This is a genomic window from Corynebacterium sp. MSK012, from assembly GCF_030232435.1.
In the GTDB taxonomy this organism is placed as follows: domain Bacteria; phylum Actinomycetota; class Actinomycetes; order Mycobacteriales; family Mycobacteriaceae; genus Corynebacterium; species Corynebacterium jeikeium_D.
In genome coordinates, this window is record NZ_JASPJU010000007.1 from 160185 (window position 1) to 175820 (window position 15636).

Annotated in this window: 13 protein-coding genes; 5 read left to right on the plus strand and 8 right to left on the minus strand. The window is 57.6% G+C overall.

The window, feature by feature from the left end; all coding sequences use genetic code 11:
- Positions 1 to 57: 57 nt before the first annotated feature.
- Both QP977_RS06365 and QP977_RS06370 read right to left on the minus strand, forming a co-directional pair.
- Complete coding sequence (locus tag QP977_RS06365; RefSeq protein WP_101738652.1) at positions 58 to 2577, minus strand: DEAD/DEAH box helicase; 2520 nt, start codon at positions 2575 to 2577, stop codon at positions 58 to 60.
- Between the two features lie 42 nt (positions 2578 to 2619).
- Positions 2620 to 3822 (minus strand): PAC2 family protein, encoded by a 1203-nt coding sequence (locus tag QP977_RS06370; protein ID WP_016422640.1) that lies wholly within the window; start codon positions 3820 to 3822, stop codon positions 2620 to 2622.
- Between the two features lie 229 nt (positions 3823 to 4051).
- Between QP977_RS06370 and QP977_RS06375 the strand changes: the two genes are divergently transcribed.
- A complete protein-coding gene (locus tag QP977_RS06375) occupies positions 4052 to 5164 on the plus strand; it encodes a DUF4192 domain-containing protein (protein ID WP_049193020.1) in 1113 nt (370 codons plus the stop codon).
- Positions 5165 to 5190: 26 nt separating this feature from the next.
- Here the strand turns inward: QP977_RS06375 and galE are convergent, their stop codons facing one another.
- From galE to QP977_RS06405, 6 genes are all read right to left on the minus strand, one after another.
- Positions 5191 to 6174 carry a UDP-glucose 4-epimerase GalE gene (gene galE, locus QP977_RS06380; RefSeq protein WP_016422642.1) on the minus strand — a complete coding sequence of 328 codons (984 nt, stop codon included), beginning with the start codon at positions 6172 to 6174 and terminating at the stop codon, positions 5191 to 5193.
- The gene (locus QP977_RS06385) at positions 6171 to 6851 is read right to left on the minus strand and encodes an iron-dependent transcriptional repressor DtxR (protein WP_016422643.1); all 681 of its coding nucleotides are present in this window, start codon (positions 6849 to 6851) and stop codon (positions 6171 to 6173) included. Before QP977_RS06385 ends, galE begins: the two co-directional genes overlap by 4 nt.
- A gap of 303 nt (positions 6852 to 7154) precedes the next feature.
- Positions 7155 to 8144, minus strand: a complete 990-nt coding sequence (locus tag QP977_RS06390; RefSeq protein ID WP_016422644.1) for a sigma-70 family RNA polymerase sigma factor — start codon at positions 8142 to 8144, stop codon at positions 7155 to 7157.
- A 136-nt stretch (positions 8145 to 8280) separates the two neighbouring features.
- On the minus strand, positions 8281 to 8715 hold the full coding sequence (gene dtd, locus QP977_RS06395; RefSeq protein ID WP_016422645.1) for a D-aminoacyl-tRNA deacylase: 435 nt from the start codon (positions 8713 to 8715) through the stop codon (positions 8281 to 8283).
- Positions 8716 to 10281: a DUF7782 domain-containing protein gene (locus QP977_RS06400; protein WP_016422646.1), complete on the minus strand. Its 1566-nt coding sequence runs from the start codon at positions 10279 to 10281 to the stop codon at positions 8716 to 8718.
- Between the two features lie 38 nt (positions 10282 to 10319).
- Entirely contained in the window at positions 10320 to 10859 is a 540-nt protein-coding gene (locus QP977_RS06405; protein ID WP_016422647.1) for a DUF3099 domain-containing protein, read from the minus strand.
- 174 nt (positions 10860 to 11033) lie between these two features.
- On the opposite strand from QP977_RS06405, the gene QP977_RS06410 reads away from it, so the two are divergent.
- From QP977_RS06410 to QP977_RS06425, 4 genes are all read left to right on the plus strand, one after another.
- On the plus strand, positions 11034 to 11282 hold the full coding sequence (locus tag QP977_RS06410; RefSeq protein ID WP_005509477.1) for a DUF3039 domain-containing protein: 249 nt from the start codon (positions 11034 to 11036) through the stop codon (positions 11280 to 11282).
- Positions 11279 to 13024 carry a DEAD/DEAH box helicase gene (locus tag QP977_RS06415; RefSeq protein WP_016422648.1) on the plus strand — a complete coding sequence of 582 codons (1746 nt, stop codon included), beginning with the start codon at positions 11279 to 11281 and terminating at the stop codon, positions 13022 to 13024. Before QP977_RS06410 ends, QP977_RS06415 begins: the two co-directional genes overlap by 4 nt.
- Before the next feature lie 39 nt (positions 13025 to 13063).
- Entirely contained in the window at positions 13064 to 13504 is a 441-nt protein-coding gene (locus QP977_RS06420; RefSeq protein ID WP_016422649.1) for a hypothetical protein, read from the plus strand.
- A gap of 282 nt (positions 13505 to 13786) precedes the next feature.
- Positions 13787 to 15394, plus strand: a complete 1608-nt coding sequence (locus tag QP977_RS06425; protein ID WP_070549534.1) for an SLC13 family permease — start codon at positions 13787 to 13789, stop codon at positions 15392 to 15394.
- Positions 15395 to 15636 lie beyond the last annotated feature (242 nt).

Consider the following 15636-nt stretch of genomic DNA (forward strand, 5'->3'; position numbering starts at 1 on the left):
CAGTAGCGTATGAAATAAGCAAAACCGGGCTGGTAGTTCCAGCCCGGTTTTTCGCGTTTATCCCTGAATAATTCGCAGCGATGCCAACCTGACCTCGCCGTATTCATCAGATGCAGCCAAGTCAACGCCCGCTTCAAAGCGCCAGCCGTGGTCGCCCTCAGGGTCATCGAGTATCTGGATCACATGCCATAGGCCCTCACCAGCCTTGCGGTCAATCGAAATCATATCGCCGCCGCGAGCCTTTGCATCGATCCCTAGGTCATCGTATTCATCGAAGTAGTCATCCATCGCGGCAGGCCAATCTGGCGCATCGTCGAGGTAGTTGTCCAGGTCGGCCAGCTCCTCCTCCTTTTCAAAGGCAAAGAGCTGCACGTGGCGAAACATGAGATTGCGCACCATACGGGTAAATGCACGTTCGTTGCCTGTAAGGGGCCGCGACTCGTCGGTGCCAAAAGCCGCTTCCTTGAGAGTTTCCTCGTCCAATGGCTTGTCCGGATCGGCCATCTGCGCCCATTCATCCACCAGGGAGTTATCCACCTGCACAACGAGCTCGCCGAGCCATTCCACAATGTCCCGGAGTTCCTCGTTAGCGGCTTCCGGAGGGAGAGTGTGTCGCAAAGTGCGCCAGGCATCGGTGAGGTAGCGCAGGAAAATACCTTCAGAGCGGGCAATTCCATACTCAGATACCACGTCCGAGAAAGTCATGGCCTTTTCCACCATCTCGCGCACCACAGACTTGGGCGACAGCGAAAACTCACGCACCCACGGGTGACCTTGAGCATAGGTGTCGAATGCGCCCTCCAGCTCGTCGGCAAGCGGCATCGGCCATGTGATGTCTTCGACGATGTTCATACGTTCGGTGTAATCAACACCCTCGGCCTTGAGCGCGGCGATTTCTTCACCGCGTGCCTTTTTCTGCTGCGCGATGAGCAGTGGGCGAGGGTCTTCCAGAATTGACTCAAACACACTGATGACATCGAGTGCGTAGTTCGGGCTGTCCTTATCCAACAGTTCGAGCGCGGCGATGGCGAAAGGCGACAGCGGCTGATTGAGCGCGAAGTCACGCTGCAGCTCCATTGTCAGCTCGGGGCGGCAGTCATCGCCCTCGCCATGCATGACGACGATTCCCGCGTTGACCAAACCGCGGTAGAGCTCAATTGCGGTCAGAATAGCCTCATTTTGCTGGTGGCGGGTGTCGTGATTGGTGCGCAGCAGATGACGCATGTGTTCGTAGGTATCGCCACCACGTGCAATGACGTTGAGCAACATACCGTTGGTAACTGCAAAGCGGCTGGTCAGCGGCTCCGGTGGCTGAGAAACGATTTTGTCGAAGGTCTTCTCCGACCATGTCACTTCGCCCTTGGGAACGGACTTCAGCCGCAACTTCTTCAGTTTGGCCTCATCCTGGCCGGCACGGCGCCGCAGCTTGGCGTTTTCGATTTCGTGTTCAGGTGCTTCGACAACTACGGTGCCCTCGGTGTCGTAGCCAGCACGGCCGGCGCGTCCAGCGATCTGGTGGAACTCGCGTGACTTGAGAATACGGCTACGACGGCCATCGAACTTGGCCAAACCGGTAATCAGCACCGTGCGAATAGGCACGTTAATGCCGACGCCGAGGGTATCCGTGCCACAGATGACCTTCAGCAGACCAGTCTGAGAGAGACGCTCAACCAAACGACGGTACTTCGGCAGCATTCCCGCATGGTGGACGCCAATGCCCTGGCGCACCAACTTGGAAAGAACTCGACCAAAGGCCGTGGTAAACCGGAAATCGCCAATCTCTTCGCGAATCCGCTCCTTCTCCTCCTTCGTCAGCAGCTTCAGACCGGTCAGTGCCTGAGCCTGTTCAGCTGCTTGGCGCTGGGAGAAAAAGACGATGTAGATTGGGGCTTTGCCGGATTCCAGCAACTCCGCCAGCGTGTCATGAACTGGTGTGTAGACATAGTGGAAATCCAGCGGTACCGGGCGCGTCGTACCTGTAACGAGGTTGACGTCGAGTCCCGTGCGTTCCTTCAAATCCGTCTCAAACTTTTGAGTATCGCCGAGAGTGGCGGACATCAACAGGAATTGGCAACGGGAAAGCTCGAGCAAGGGCACTTGCCATGCCCACCCGCGATCGGGATCCGCATAGAAGTGGAATTCATCCATTACCACCTGGTCAATATCGGCGTCGGCCCCGTCGCGCAGGGCGATATTGGCGACAATTTCCGCAGTTGCGCAGATGATGGGTGCACCACCGTTGACGGTGGCATCGCCGGTCATCATACCGACGTTCTCAGCGCCAAAGACCTCGCAGAGGGCAAAGAACTTCTCGCTGACCAAGGCCTTAATAGGCGCTGTGTAAAAGCTGCGCTGGCCACGAGCGAGGGCGCAGAAGTGGGCAGCAATAGCCACCATGGACTTGCCCGAACCTGTCGGAGTGGCAAGGATGACGTGGTCGCCACCAGCGAGACCAATAGCGGCCTCCTCCTGGGCCGGGTAGAGCGTGATGCCCTGATCCCTGGTCCAGGCAATGAACGAGTCCATAATCGCATCGTCGAAAAGGGACTCTGGAACCTCAGCTAGGTCGGGAAGCATTTCAGATAGTGACACGCTTCCCACCCTAGCGGTAACCCCGGATTAGAAGCGGAACCAGGGCTTCCAGCCGCGCCGACGGCGAGGTTGTTCCGGTTCACCGGATTCTTCGCTTTCCGCCTGCTCTTCCCGAGGCTGTTCTGACTCAGGCTGTTCGGCAGTGCCGTCTGCAGAAAACTCCGCAGACCTATCATCCGCCGAGGCCGACTCGGATTCTTCCGAGTGTGCGTCAGTGTCCTCTGATGTAGTTGCCGAGGAATCCGAGCTGGCCGGGGTCTCCGCCTCGTCGTCAAGCGAGGAAGAATCCTCTACTGGGCGCAGCGGTTGAGAAGCGAGGAACCTTTCGAACTCAGCGCCAATCTCGTCGGCCGAAGGCATCTCGCCGTTAGGTCCAAGCAGGGGAGAAGTCTCCAGCTCTTGACGACGTTGAACTTCCTGGTCGTACTGTTCCTCGAGAAGATTGACCAGCTGAGAGACCTCGCCGGAATCATTCGTCTGCGTATTGAGCAGCTCCGCCACCCGCGCGGATTCCTTCTCCAACGCCTCAAGCGGGAGCTCGAGCTTGGCTAGTTTTGCTACCTCCTGCAACAGCCGCAGTGACGCCAGCGGATACTCAGAGGCCGCGACATAGTGTGGCACCTGTGCGGTGAAACCAAAGGCATCACAACCGCGGCTTGCGAGCTCGTACTCAATGTTCAGGCTCGCAGCACCCGGAACTGTGACGCGGTTTCCCCAGGTATGCATATCACCGAGTTTCCGCTTATCTGTGCCATGGGCGATGATGCCCAGTGGTCGGGTGTGCGGAACCGTCATCGGAGCCGAGTACAGCGACACAGTCCGACCGACATCGTAGCGCTCCGCCAACTCTGCAACGGCAGTCGAGAAAGCCTCCCACCGCATGTCTGGCTCAGGGCCAGAAAGCAGCAAGAACGGCTTACCGACGTTGTCGCGAACCACATTGAGTGACAGGTTCAAATCGGATACATCCACAATCTGGTCGTGGTTCATCGTCACAGAGGGACGGCGAGAACGATAATCAATCAGCTCGTCGATAGAAAAGTTCACCAATGGACGGTGCTCGAGAGCATCCAAGAGGAAACTAGCTGATTCCGAGACGGCATTACCGGCATCCGCATAACCGCTAAGTGCAATGACCAGGGTCAGATGGCCCTCGCTTCCCGTTACGTCAGGAACCGGAAAAACTACCTCGTACATATTGCCCTGAGGCTTGTCGGTCGGATCACTCACGTACGACTACCTCCTGCATCACATTTTTCGTCATTTGAAGTAAACAACCACGATACCGCAGAAACTATTCCAGTTATCCACAAGTAGAAAGTAGTCCACAGATGGGCCGATTTTTCCGGTCGCGCACAAGCAAGGCTGTTGCGGATTCGATAACAATGAGAGCCACCAGATGGCGAGAGGATTGTCCGCTGTCGAGCTATTCCAATGGGGGAAAAGGGGTAAGGAATTAATGGGAAACAAACAGAACTTCGGTGCAGGACAAAAGCCTGAAATTGAGCCGAGTGTTTTTCTGACGAACCTGCCGGGAATCGTTGGATTCTATCCGCGGGGGCAGGTAGTGATTGCGGCGTTGTATCGTCAGCAGGTCGAAGATCTCATCGATGGCAAGGTCGAGTTTGATCCGACAGCGCATGCTGGCCCGATGCTGATTAAGGATGTGGCCTCGATGGAGAACAATCCTGACTTGGTGCGGGCAGCCGCGGACTTCCTGCTCGATGAAGGATGCACTCACGCAGATGTGTTTATCATCGACGAATCCTGGGGGATTGAAAAGGACTCCACACCTATTACAGGCTGGCTGCGAGAAGGCGGCCTGCATGAGGTGCGTTTGGCGGGCGTTGCCACTATTGCTGCGGGGGAAGTTGTCACGGACGAGCAGGGAGAGATCGTCGGCATTGTCGGTGACAGTCTGATGACCGACAATGCAAATCTAATCTCTCGGCAGGGAGAGCAGATTTTCAAAAACTATGAGGAGTACCGCAGCTATTTTCGAGGTGGCCAATTCCGCGACAGTAAAGACAGGGCTCTGATTGAACGCCTCCGGGAACGAGCGACAGCCGTTGAGCAGCCTAGGAAGCTCAAAATTGGTTCGGACAATCCCGCGCTCATCGAGCATTTCGACATGCTAAAAGCCGCCGTGGAAAACGTGGCCGATGGTGTGATGGATGCACATGAGGCGGTTCGCGATGAAACCGCGGGATATGCCATTGCTGCAGCACTGACCAACGTCACCTTGCGCGATATGTCCATGATTTTCATTACTACGCAGTTGGCGCAATCAATGGGAGAAATCTGGCGCGAGGCCGCAATCGTCCACCGCGGCAGCCTGCGTGCTAACGCTTTAGCGTGTTTTGCCATCGCAAAGTTCGCGGCTGGGCTGGAGAACTATGCGCAAACAGCTCTCGATGAGGCAGCGGGGGAGCAACCGAATCATTCACTGACTCAGTTGCTGGAAATTGCGGTCGCCAATCAAATTGTGCCGAGGTGCGTTGGCACAATTCTTGGTGCGGCACAAGAGGTGCTGCGCAGGGTATACAAGGTGAAAATGCCGCGTATTGATTAGCGACCCTGCAAGCTGTGCTGCAGTACCTAGCGGTGCGCCGAGTGGGCTCGGTCGCCGAGGTTCTTGGTGTACTCCCATGCATCGGCGACGATGGTTTCCAGCTCCGTATGATTGGGCTTCCATCCGAGCTCGTCCATGGCGCGCTGAGAAGAGGCAATAAGGGTTGCCGGATCACCGGCTCTACGCGGTGCATCCTCAGCAGGAATCGGGTGACCGGTGACCTTACGGCAGGTCTCAATAACCTGGCGAACCGAAAAGCCGTCGCCAGAACCGAGGTTGAAGATACGGTGGGTTCCCGGCGTGTTGGACTCCAGTGCCAAGACGTGCGCATCGGCGAGGTCTTTGATGTGGATGTAGTCACGAACCGCGGTGCCGTCCGGAGTCGGCCAGTCATTGCCAAAGACCATAATCTTGTCGCGGTGACCGAGCGCAACCTGCAGTACCAGGGGGATGAGGTGAGTTTCCACCTCACGGTTTTCGCCAAAACCGCCCCAGGCACCCGCCACATTGAAGTAACGCAAGCTGGTAGCGCCGATGTTGTATGCCTTGGCGTAAGACGAGATGGCGTAGTCCATGGCCAGCTTGGTGGCACCGTAAGGGTTGGTCGGTGCGGTTGGCATGTCTTCGGTAATTGGTGTCTTCTCTGGCTCACCGTAGGTTGCAGCTGTCGAAGAGAACACCAGGTTATTCGTACCGGTATCACGCATTGCGTCGAGTAGCTTCAGGGTTTGGCCCACATTGTTGTGCCAGTAGTCGGAAGGAACCTCAACAGACTCGCCAACAAGCGATTTCGCAGCGAAATGAACGACGCCGTCGAAGCTGTCGGAGGACAGAACCTCGTAGGCCTTGTCCGCCACATCGCCTTCGACTAGGGTCGCGCCCTCTGGCACCGCATCACGGTTGCCAACAGAGAAGTTGTCCAGAATGGTGACGTCGTGGCCAAGAGAAATCAATACTGCCGAGCACACGCTACCGACGTAGCCGGCACCACCAGTGACGAGGAGTTTCATTTGATAATCACCATGATTGCGTGAGACAGAGTATCCGGAATGTCAAGAGAATGATCACCACGGGCGAGAGTCACGCGGCCGGCGGCAACCTCGGCAAGTGCCTCAGTACCCGGCATAATTCCAGCCTTGTGGAGACGCTTCATGTAGCTCTGCTCGACCTGCAGGATTTCGTTAATCTGGACGATCTCAACGGTGTACTCGCCGGGGTTTAGATCGGACAGTCGGCGAACGTTCTCTAACGACTCTGGTGACTGAGTCCCACCGAGGTCTCCCAAACCGGGAATCGGATTGCCGAATGGGGAGCGTGTGTAAGAGTCAAGCACGTCGAGAAGTTTGCGCTCGACCTCGTCACTCATTACGTGCTCCCAGCGGCAGGCTTCGTCGTGAACCTTGTCCCATTCGAGGCCAATGACATCCGTAAGTAGGCGCTCAGCTAGGCGGTGCTTACGCATGACAGCCGTGGCCAGCCTGCGGCCCTCGTCGGAAAGCTGCAAGCTGCGATCTGGGGCAACTACGAGAAGGCCATCGCGCTCCATGCGCGCAACGGTTTGGCTAACGGTCGGCCCCGACTGCTCAAGGCGTTCGGCAATGCGAGCACGCAAAGGAATGATGCCCTCTTCTTCGAGTTCGAAAATCGTACGTAAGTACATTTCCGTGGTGTCAACCAAATCCCTCACGGTTTTCCTCCGATAACACAGTCTTAAAAGTTTTCACTCAAGTATTAGGATAACCACACTTGAGCAAGAAAGATGTTAGGGCTCGCAAATCTAGTGGCTTTGGTGCTGATTAGGCAGCGAAAAGCTTGGTTCGGTGGGCGCTGCTGAGACGGAAGGGAGCGTACGCGATGTCGAAAGTTCGACGTGCAGACGAAAACGCCGACCGCCAGTGTGGATGAAACTCCGGCACGGGGTCGGCATTGAAGTCCAGCTCTATCTCAGGGCTGAAATTAGGAACCCTATCGATGTCACCGCCATGTGGCGTTAGTTTGCGTACTCACGCAGCTTGTCAGCACGGTCACCCTCGCGGAGCTTGGACATAACTTCCCGCTCAATCTGGCGGACGCGCTCTCGAGACAGGCCAAAGTGGCGGCCAATCTGATCCAGCGTGCGGGGCAGGCCATCGTCGAGACCGTAGCGGAGCTTAATAACTTCCTGCTCTCGAATCTCGAGAGTGGACAGAACCTTGCGGACATCGTGGTGACGCAGGGAAGCGACAACTGCCTCCTCGGCATCAGTTGCCTCTGAGTCCTCGATGAAGTCTCCCAGAGGAGCTTCCTCATCAGTGCCCACCGGCATGTCCAAGCTCACCGGGTCGCGGGACTGACGCAGCAGCATCTCAATCTTGGCTTCTGGAATGCCGGATTCCTCTGCCAATTCCTCATTCGTAGCCTCACGGCCGAGTTGCTGGTAGAGCTCACGCTTGATACGAGAAATCTTGTTGACCTGCTCAACCAAATGAACAGGGAGGCGAATGGTGCGCGACTGATCAGCCATACCGCGGGTAATAGCTTGGCGAATCCACCACGTTGCGTAAGTGGAGAACTTGAAACCCTTGGTGTAGTCGAACTTTTCCATGGCGCGGATGAGGCCCAAGTTGCCCTCCTGGATTAGATCCAGCAGAGGCATACCGCGGTTGGTGTAGCGCTTCGCCAGCGAGACCACAAGACGGAGATTGGCTTCGAGTAGGTGGGCGCGTGCAGCCTTACCTTCCTTTGCCAAAATCTTGACATCACGCTTCTTTGCGCGGGTCATTTTCGCGCCGGTCTGCAGCAAATGCTCGGCGTATACACCGGCTTCAATGCGCTTAGAAAGTTCCACCTCTTCTTCAGCGCTGAGAAGAGCAGTCTTTCCGATGCCGTTCAAATACACACGAACCAAATCGGCGGACGGATTGGAGTTATTGCCAGTGCGGCGCCCCTTGTCCCGTGGCTGACCTTCCAGTTCGTCATTTTGAATATCGGCACTCTTCATGAATCTGCCTCCTGGATTTTTAAGTGGACTCGATAACTACAACGCACGGAGTTACGGAAATGTTCCCGTGAAAGTTGATGAATGTCAATAGGGTAATTTTGCCATGCAAATATAATGTTAAGAAAAACTGCCGCGACTAGCATTCTATGAGAACTGTAAAGGGTCCATCATTGACGGATGCGACCTCCATCATCGCTCCAAATTGTCCCGTTTCGACCGTCAAGCCACGATTGCGCAAGTTCTCGACAATTTTTTCTATGACGGGTCCGGCCTCTGGGCCCGGAGCCGCGTCTACCCACGACGGCCGCCGTCCCTTCTTTGTCGCCCCCATCAACGTGAATTGGCTAACAACGAGCACCGGGGCGCCAGCGTCGACAGCGCTGAGCTCGCCATCCAGAATGCGCAGCTCCGCAATCTTGCGGGCCATCGTTTCCCAAGCATCGGCAGTGTCCTCGCGGCCAACACCTACGAGCGCCAAAATGGCGCCGGTATCGCCTCCGTCAACGTGGCCAACAACGGAGCCGTCGACAGTGACTGACGCGGATTTAACTCGGGTGAGAACGGCTTTCATTTACTGTTTATCCTCCAAGAGCTCGGCGGGGAGAATCAGACCATGGCGAACCAAGTCAACGACGATGGGAACTAGGGCGTCCTTGATTGCAGGGACTTCGGACTCATCAAAGGCTCCAAACATTGCCATGATGTCGATGACGGAGCCCAGGGCAGCTTCGGGATGCAGTGCACCCAGGATGGTTGCGACGGACTCATCGATTGAGTGTGTCCAGGCGGGGCCGTCGGTGCGTGAGATGCGCGTATCGAACTCAGTGAAGCCCTGGCCGCTGTCGACGTCGGCAAGCGAAACGCGTTCTAAGGCGACGCCGGGTCGCACAGTAAAGGCAGCTTCGAGGATGGTGTTAGCAGTTTGTGCGCGAAGCCATTCGGCGCGGCCGAGATACTCCTGGGCTTCGGCGCCGAAGGGAGCGGCCAAAGGCTGCGGCATTTCTTCGCACACGGCGGAAGTCGGGCCGGCAATGCGTTGGACTGTGATGTAGCCGAACCCGATGCCTGTCACGCCGCTGTTGCGGAAGTGCTCCAGCCAGGCACGGGAGCGCTCGCAGCCTTCTGGGCTGCGGGGGTCGATGGACTCGTCTCGAAGCCAGGTGCCGATGTATTCCGCCGGCGTGGCGACATCTCGTTGTGTTACCCACACTTCGAGGCCTTCAGCAGGGAGCCAAGAGGCGATGCGCTGTTGCCAACTTTCGCCTTCGATATGGGCCCAAGCACCGAGCAGATGCGCCGTGCCGCCGTCGGTGAGATGGTCGGCCAGACCGCGGATCATAAGTTCGGTGGCACCGTCCAGATTCAATCCTGAGTCACGGTAAACATGTTCCACACTTGGCAGCCCTACGACGAACGGCGGGTTCGCCACAATGCGGTCAAACTTCTTGCCTGCAACCGGTTCAAACCACGAACCTTCGACGGCCTGCGCCTGGTCGAAGCCATTTGCGGCGAAAGTAGCGCGGGCAAAAAACAGCGCCCGGGGGTGAATGTCCGTCGCGACAATCGACTTTGCATCCGGCTGGGCAAGACTCTGGACGCCACAACCGGCACCGAGGTCGAGTACGGATTCCACCGCCGAGGTCGGCGAAATATCGAGGAGGGAGCGGGAAGCCCGCCCTACGCCCAAGACATGATCGGGTCCAGGAACGTGATCGCTCATAGAGGCATCGCGGTCGGAAAAGACAATACGGTCGACTCCCGCAATCTCGACCGGGCGCACATCGATACACACCTGTGCGTTGGTGGCGGTGCCGGCAAGTATGCCGCTGCCCAGTAACTTGGCTGTCAGCTCAGCCCCAAATAGCTGCTGTGCGTCGGCGAAATCGCCCAGGATGAAAAGACGCAACGCGGTCACAGTGTCCGCAGAAACGCCCTCAGTTTCGGTAAGTAGAACATCGACAACGCCGGGCTCACCGCGGTCCAGCGCGGCCAGTCCCTCGGCGCCTAGGACTCGACGCAGTGACTCACTGGAAAACTCAAGGCGCCTGAGCGCGGTGGCAAATTCCTCCGCACAGTCGACAAAATCACGAAGCTGCTGATCAGTCGGTGGGGTGAAGGTGGAGGGGGAAAAGGTCATCGTAGGCACTACCTTCGTCGTAAAGCGGGGCGGAGGGGCTAGTTAGGGGAGCTTGACGACGAATCGTCGTCTTCCGGCATATCGATGACATTTGCGTCATCGAAGGGATTTGAGGTGGTCTCGTTACCGGACTGCGTCGGTGCGTCGGTGTCTTCGGTACTGGCGGCAGAACCGAGCGCGCGCATCTCTGCTTCCTTGAGGGCGCGCTGGCGTTGCTGCTCCTCCCATTTGCGGTTTTGCTCGCGTACAACTCCAGGCTTGTAGACGCGCGGCTTACGCTTGTCAGCGGGTTCTCCAACGCCATTGGCGATGACAACCGCGATCCACGGCATGGGTACGGAGACGACCATGAGAATCGCTGCAATCCACGGCACATCCCACCACAGATAAAAAGCGCCGGAAAGAAGCAGCAGCGGAATGCGAGACCATTGCAGAGCCGCGTAGACGTGGCGGCGGTGGTCATAGTTGCGAATCCGAGAGCCGCGGGCGTCGGTAATCAACGCCGCGTCTTTCTTGCGTCGCCGGGAACTTCCGCGTTTCGGCAGCGCGGAGTCGCGACGGTCATTGATTCGCGCCATGGTTGTCTAGCATACGCCTGTGGCGTGGGGTCGTCTCAACTAGCTATGTCCGTTGCAGCCGCATGCTCGCGTAGTCGTAGCGATGTTGTGGATGGCTGTGGAAGGCAGCAGTCAGCAGCGGCCAGCACCTGGGTCACTGGGCATAATTTGACCGATGGGGCACAATTGGAATCTGTGAGCACTCCATTGAAGACGACAAAGACGATTGAACGCACCGATACCCGCGTCGATGAGTCGACGAGGGACGATACCCCGAAGTTCTTCCATTACGTCAAGAAGGACCAGATCGTGAACTCCGCGGTCAACGGCTCCTACGTCGTTGCTCTGTGCGGTGAAACCTTCCCTGTGAAGAAGTCAGCGAAGCCGGGTTCACCGGTATGCCCTGACTGCGAGCGGATTTACAAATCCCTGCGTCGCAAGTGAGCGGGCTTCGTAAATGGCAGCAGGAGGCTCTCGACAAATACCTGGCGACTAACCCCAAGGACTTCCTTGCAGTGGCGACACCGGGCGCAGGTAAGACGACCTTCGCCCTGCGTATCGCCAGTGAGTTGCTGTCGCGCCGGATTGTCGAGCGCATCATCGTCGTAGTTCCCACTGAACACCTGAAAGTGCAGTGGGCTGCTTCTGCTGCTCGTTCGGGGATTGCGTTGGATCCCAAATTCTCTAACGCCAAGGGTGTGGTAAACCCCTCCTACCAGGGAATTGTTGTGACCTACGCCCAAGTCGCAGTGCATCCGTTTAAGCACCATGCCGTAGCCACCGCTCGGCCGACATTGGTGATTCTGGACGAGGTGCACCACGGCGGCGATGCCAAGAGCTGGGGCGACGGTATTTCCGAAGCTTACGGCGATGTCGAACGCCGCCTGTGCCTAACTGGTACGCCGTTCCGCTCCGATGACGCGGCGATTCCGTTTGTTCGCTACTCGCCGGACGGCGATGGTTACTCGCGTTCCGTCGCCGATTACACGTACGGCTATTCCAATGCGCTTGCCGACGGCGTCGTGCGCCCAGTGGTCTTTTTGGCTTATTCCGGTGAAGCTCGCTGGCGTGATAGCGCGGGTGATGAGTTCGCTGCGCGACTGGGCACCGTGATGAGCCCAGAGGAGACCACGCGTGCTTGGCGCACCGCGCTTGACCCAAAGGGCGAGTGGATGCCATCTGTGCTGCGGGCAGCGCACACCCGGCTCTCGCAGATGAGGCAGCATATCCCGGACGCGGGTGGCCTAGTTATCGCCTCCGATGCGGCAACTGCCCGTGCGTACAAACGCATTCTCGAGCAGATTGCCTCTACGCCGGTGGCGTTAGTGCTCTCGGATGAACCGGGCTCGTCGGAACGAATCAAGACTTTCTCCGAGTCCACCGATGAGTGGATGGTAGCCGTGCGCATGGTCTCCGAAGGCGTGGACGTGCCGAGGCTGGCGGTCGGCGTGTACGCGACCAGTTCCTCGACTCCACTATTCTTCGCGCAGGCTATCGGACGATTCGTGCGAAGCCGCATGCCGGGGGAGACTGCTTCCGTCTTCTTGCCGTCGATTCCGGTGCTGCTCGACTTGGCCTCGCAGATGGAGGTGCAGCGCAACCACGTGCTCGGCAAGCCGGATCGGCCTTCGGAAGGCTGGGAAGATGACTTGGTCGCTGAGGCCAATCGTCGCAAGGATGAGCCCGACGAATTGCTGCCGGCCTACGAATCCATTGGCGCGGATGCTGAACTCGACTACCTCATCTACGACGGCTCCTCCTACGGCACCGCAACCGTTGCCGGTTCCGCCGAAGAGGCCGATTACCTGGGTTTGCCAGGGCTTCTCGACGCCGATCAGATGCGACTCTTGCTGCGTCAGCGGCAGGATGAACAGCTTAAAGCCGCCAGTGCCCGAGAGAAGGAAGCCCGCGAGGAGGCGAGGGAATCGTCGTCAAGCGGGGGCGAAGGGGGCGCGGTGCACCGGATTGAAGGATCGGCGTACCCAAGGCCGCAGAAGGTGGCTAGTGAGGTGTTGCCGAAGTTGCGGAAGGAGCTCAATACGTTGGTGTCGATGACAGCGGCGCGAACCGGTAAGCCACATGGTCAAGTGCATAACGAGGTTCGGCGCGCCTGTGGTGGTCCGCCGACTGCGCTATGTACGGAGGAACAGTTGCGTGATCGCATCAGCTACCTGCGTAATTGGTAGGGTTTCAAACGAACTGAGCAATCTATGGTGGAGAGAAGAATGTCGGCAAGCAGTGATAAGTCGAGGCCGTCGGAATTGACCGGCGGTGGTTTGTCGGCTGTACCAGGCAATGACGGTCGGACTATTGGCGTGCTGGCACTGATCTTTGGCGTCGGCGGACTCTTGATGTCCTGGATGATTGTTGGTGGCATCCTCGGGGTCTTTGGCATTGTTCTGGGCATTATCGCGATGGCGAAGGCAATGAGTGCTAAGAAGCGCGTGCAGGCAGCTGGGGGAGACGCGGTCATCAGCGGTTCGTTCGGATTGGGCGTGGTCGGCATTGTGACGGGTATTGCAGCCGCCGTGGTGTCGCTGATGCTGTATTCGTCGACATCAGATGCGATGTCGAAGTGCGAGAAGTTCGAGCGCACCTCTGGAGAGTATGCCGAGTGCATCTCTAAGCAGATGGGTACTGATCAGCCAAAGAAGCAATCGGAGTGAGTTCGGAAGCGACATCAATGGCGGTCTTACTTTGTGCCCGGAGTTTTCGGTCAACGCCAGATACGCAATCAGGAAATGAGCTAACCCCGTAATCCACCCCCGAAGCCCAACTGCCTGCAGTTTCGGCCGGGGGTTTCTTAGTGAAATCTCATATTTGGCCGAGTGTTGGTAATGATATTGGTGTCAGAAAGTACCCACATTTGGCATCCCCTACATGCGGTAAACGTTTGAACATGCGTGCAATACAGGATGTCTGCTGATTATTAAATAGGAGCGTGAATCGTGGCAGCGACATCTACGCGCGACAACTCCCCGGAACTGTCACCTGGCCAACAAGACCGTGGATACCTCAGCCGAGAGCTTTTCCGTAAGCGCACCGGTCTAGGACTCGGTATCATCCTGGCCCTGCTCGTGTACTTCTTTATGCCGGCTGAGCTCGATCACAACCTGCGTGCAACCGCAGGTGTAGCAGTGCTTATGGCCGTGTGGTGGATGTCCGAGGCTATCCCGATTGCCGTTACGGCTCTGCTGCCGCTGGCTCTATTCCCGATTCTCAACCTCGCGGAGATTAAGGATTTCTCGGGCAAGTACACAGACCCGACTATCTTCCTCTTTATGGGCGGCTTCCTGTTGGCGCTGGCGATGCAGCGTTGGAACCTCCACAAGCGCGTCGCATTGTGGGTTCTGGTGCTCATGGGGTCGTCACCAAAGATGCTGATTCTCGGCTTCATGGTGGCTACTGGCTTCCTGTCGATGTGGGTCTCCAACACGGCCACGGCCGTGATGATGCTGCCAATCGGTGTGTCCGTCCTGAGCCTCATTGTCCGAATGCTGCACGATGAAAAGGTTCCTGCAGAGGATACGGGCTCTGCGAGTGAATCCGTCGCTGAAACCCCCGGTGGGGATGCGCTGGAGGAGGCCGAGGAGTCGTCGTCAAGCTATGACCCGATGCCAAAGTCAAACTTCGGTATCGCGCTGATGCTGGGTATCGCTTACGCGGCATCGATTGGCTCGCTGGGCACGATTATTGGTACTCCGCCGAACGCGATGCTGGCGGCCTACATGGCGGAGCAGGGTGTCAACATTGGGTTCGGCCAGTGGATGCTGCTGGGTGTCCCAGTGGCGGTTGTGCTCATGCTCTGTGCATGGTTTTTGCTGACAAATGTTCTGTTTAAGCCGGAGATTACGCATATTCCAGGTGGGCGCGAACTCATGCGTGACGAGTTGAAGCGCCTTGGCCGTATGTCGACTGGAGAGCGCCGAGTGCTCCTGGTGTTTATCGCGGCGGCACTGGCGTGGGTCTTTGTTCCGGTGCTGCTGCCCGACACCAAGATTGCCGATGCGGTTATCGCAATGACCGTGGGTATTGCGTTGTTCCTTATTCCGGGTGGCCCTAATGGCGTGAAGCTCATGCGCTGGGAAAATGCGTTGGAGCTGCCGTGGGGTGTGCTGCTGCTGTTCGGTGGTGGCCTGGCGCTGTCCTCACAGTTCGGTGCCTCTGGGCTGTCGGACTGGATTGGCGAGCAGCTGTCTACTCTCGGCTGGATGCCAGTGGCTGCACTCGTGGTTGTCGTCGGCGCCGTTGTGCTGTTCCTGACCGAGTTCACCTCTAACACCGCGACGGCCGCGACCTTCCTGCCGCTGGTTGGTGCGATGGCAATCGGTCTGGGCCACGACCAGATGATCTTCGCAGTTCCAGTTGCACTGGCAGCTACTTCGGCATTCATGATGCCGGTTGCAACACCGCCGAACGCCATCGCCTACGGCTCCGGCTACGTCAGCATGGACAACATGGTCAAGGCCGGTGTCTGGCTGAACGTCGTCGCACTGATCGTGATTTCTGTGGCATCGCTGACGCTCCTGCAGTGGGTATTCGGCGTCGTGTACTAGCTGGGTAGGTAGTAGCCCGTAGTGGATGGTGGGGCAGTGCGCTGAACCGCCACCGGGCTTCTCCGCCTAGCGTTGCTTAGATGCCCGTTCGCCCCGTTCCACTTTGGTGGTTCGGGGCTTTTGGCTGCAAATGTGAAACTGCGTGAGTTTATGACACTTTCAGGCCGGTAGGTTCAGGCGGTGAATGCATCACCACTTTCGACCAGGAGAAGTAGTGAAGCAAACCCGCCGAACGAAATACA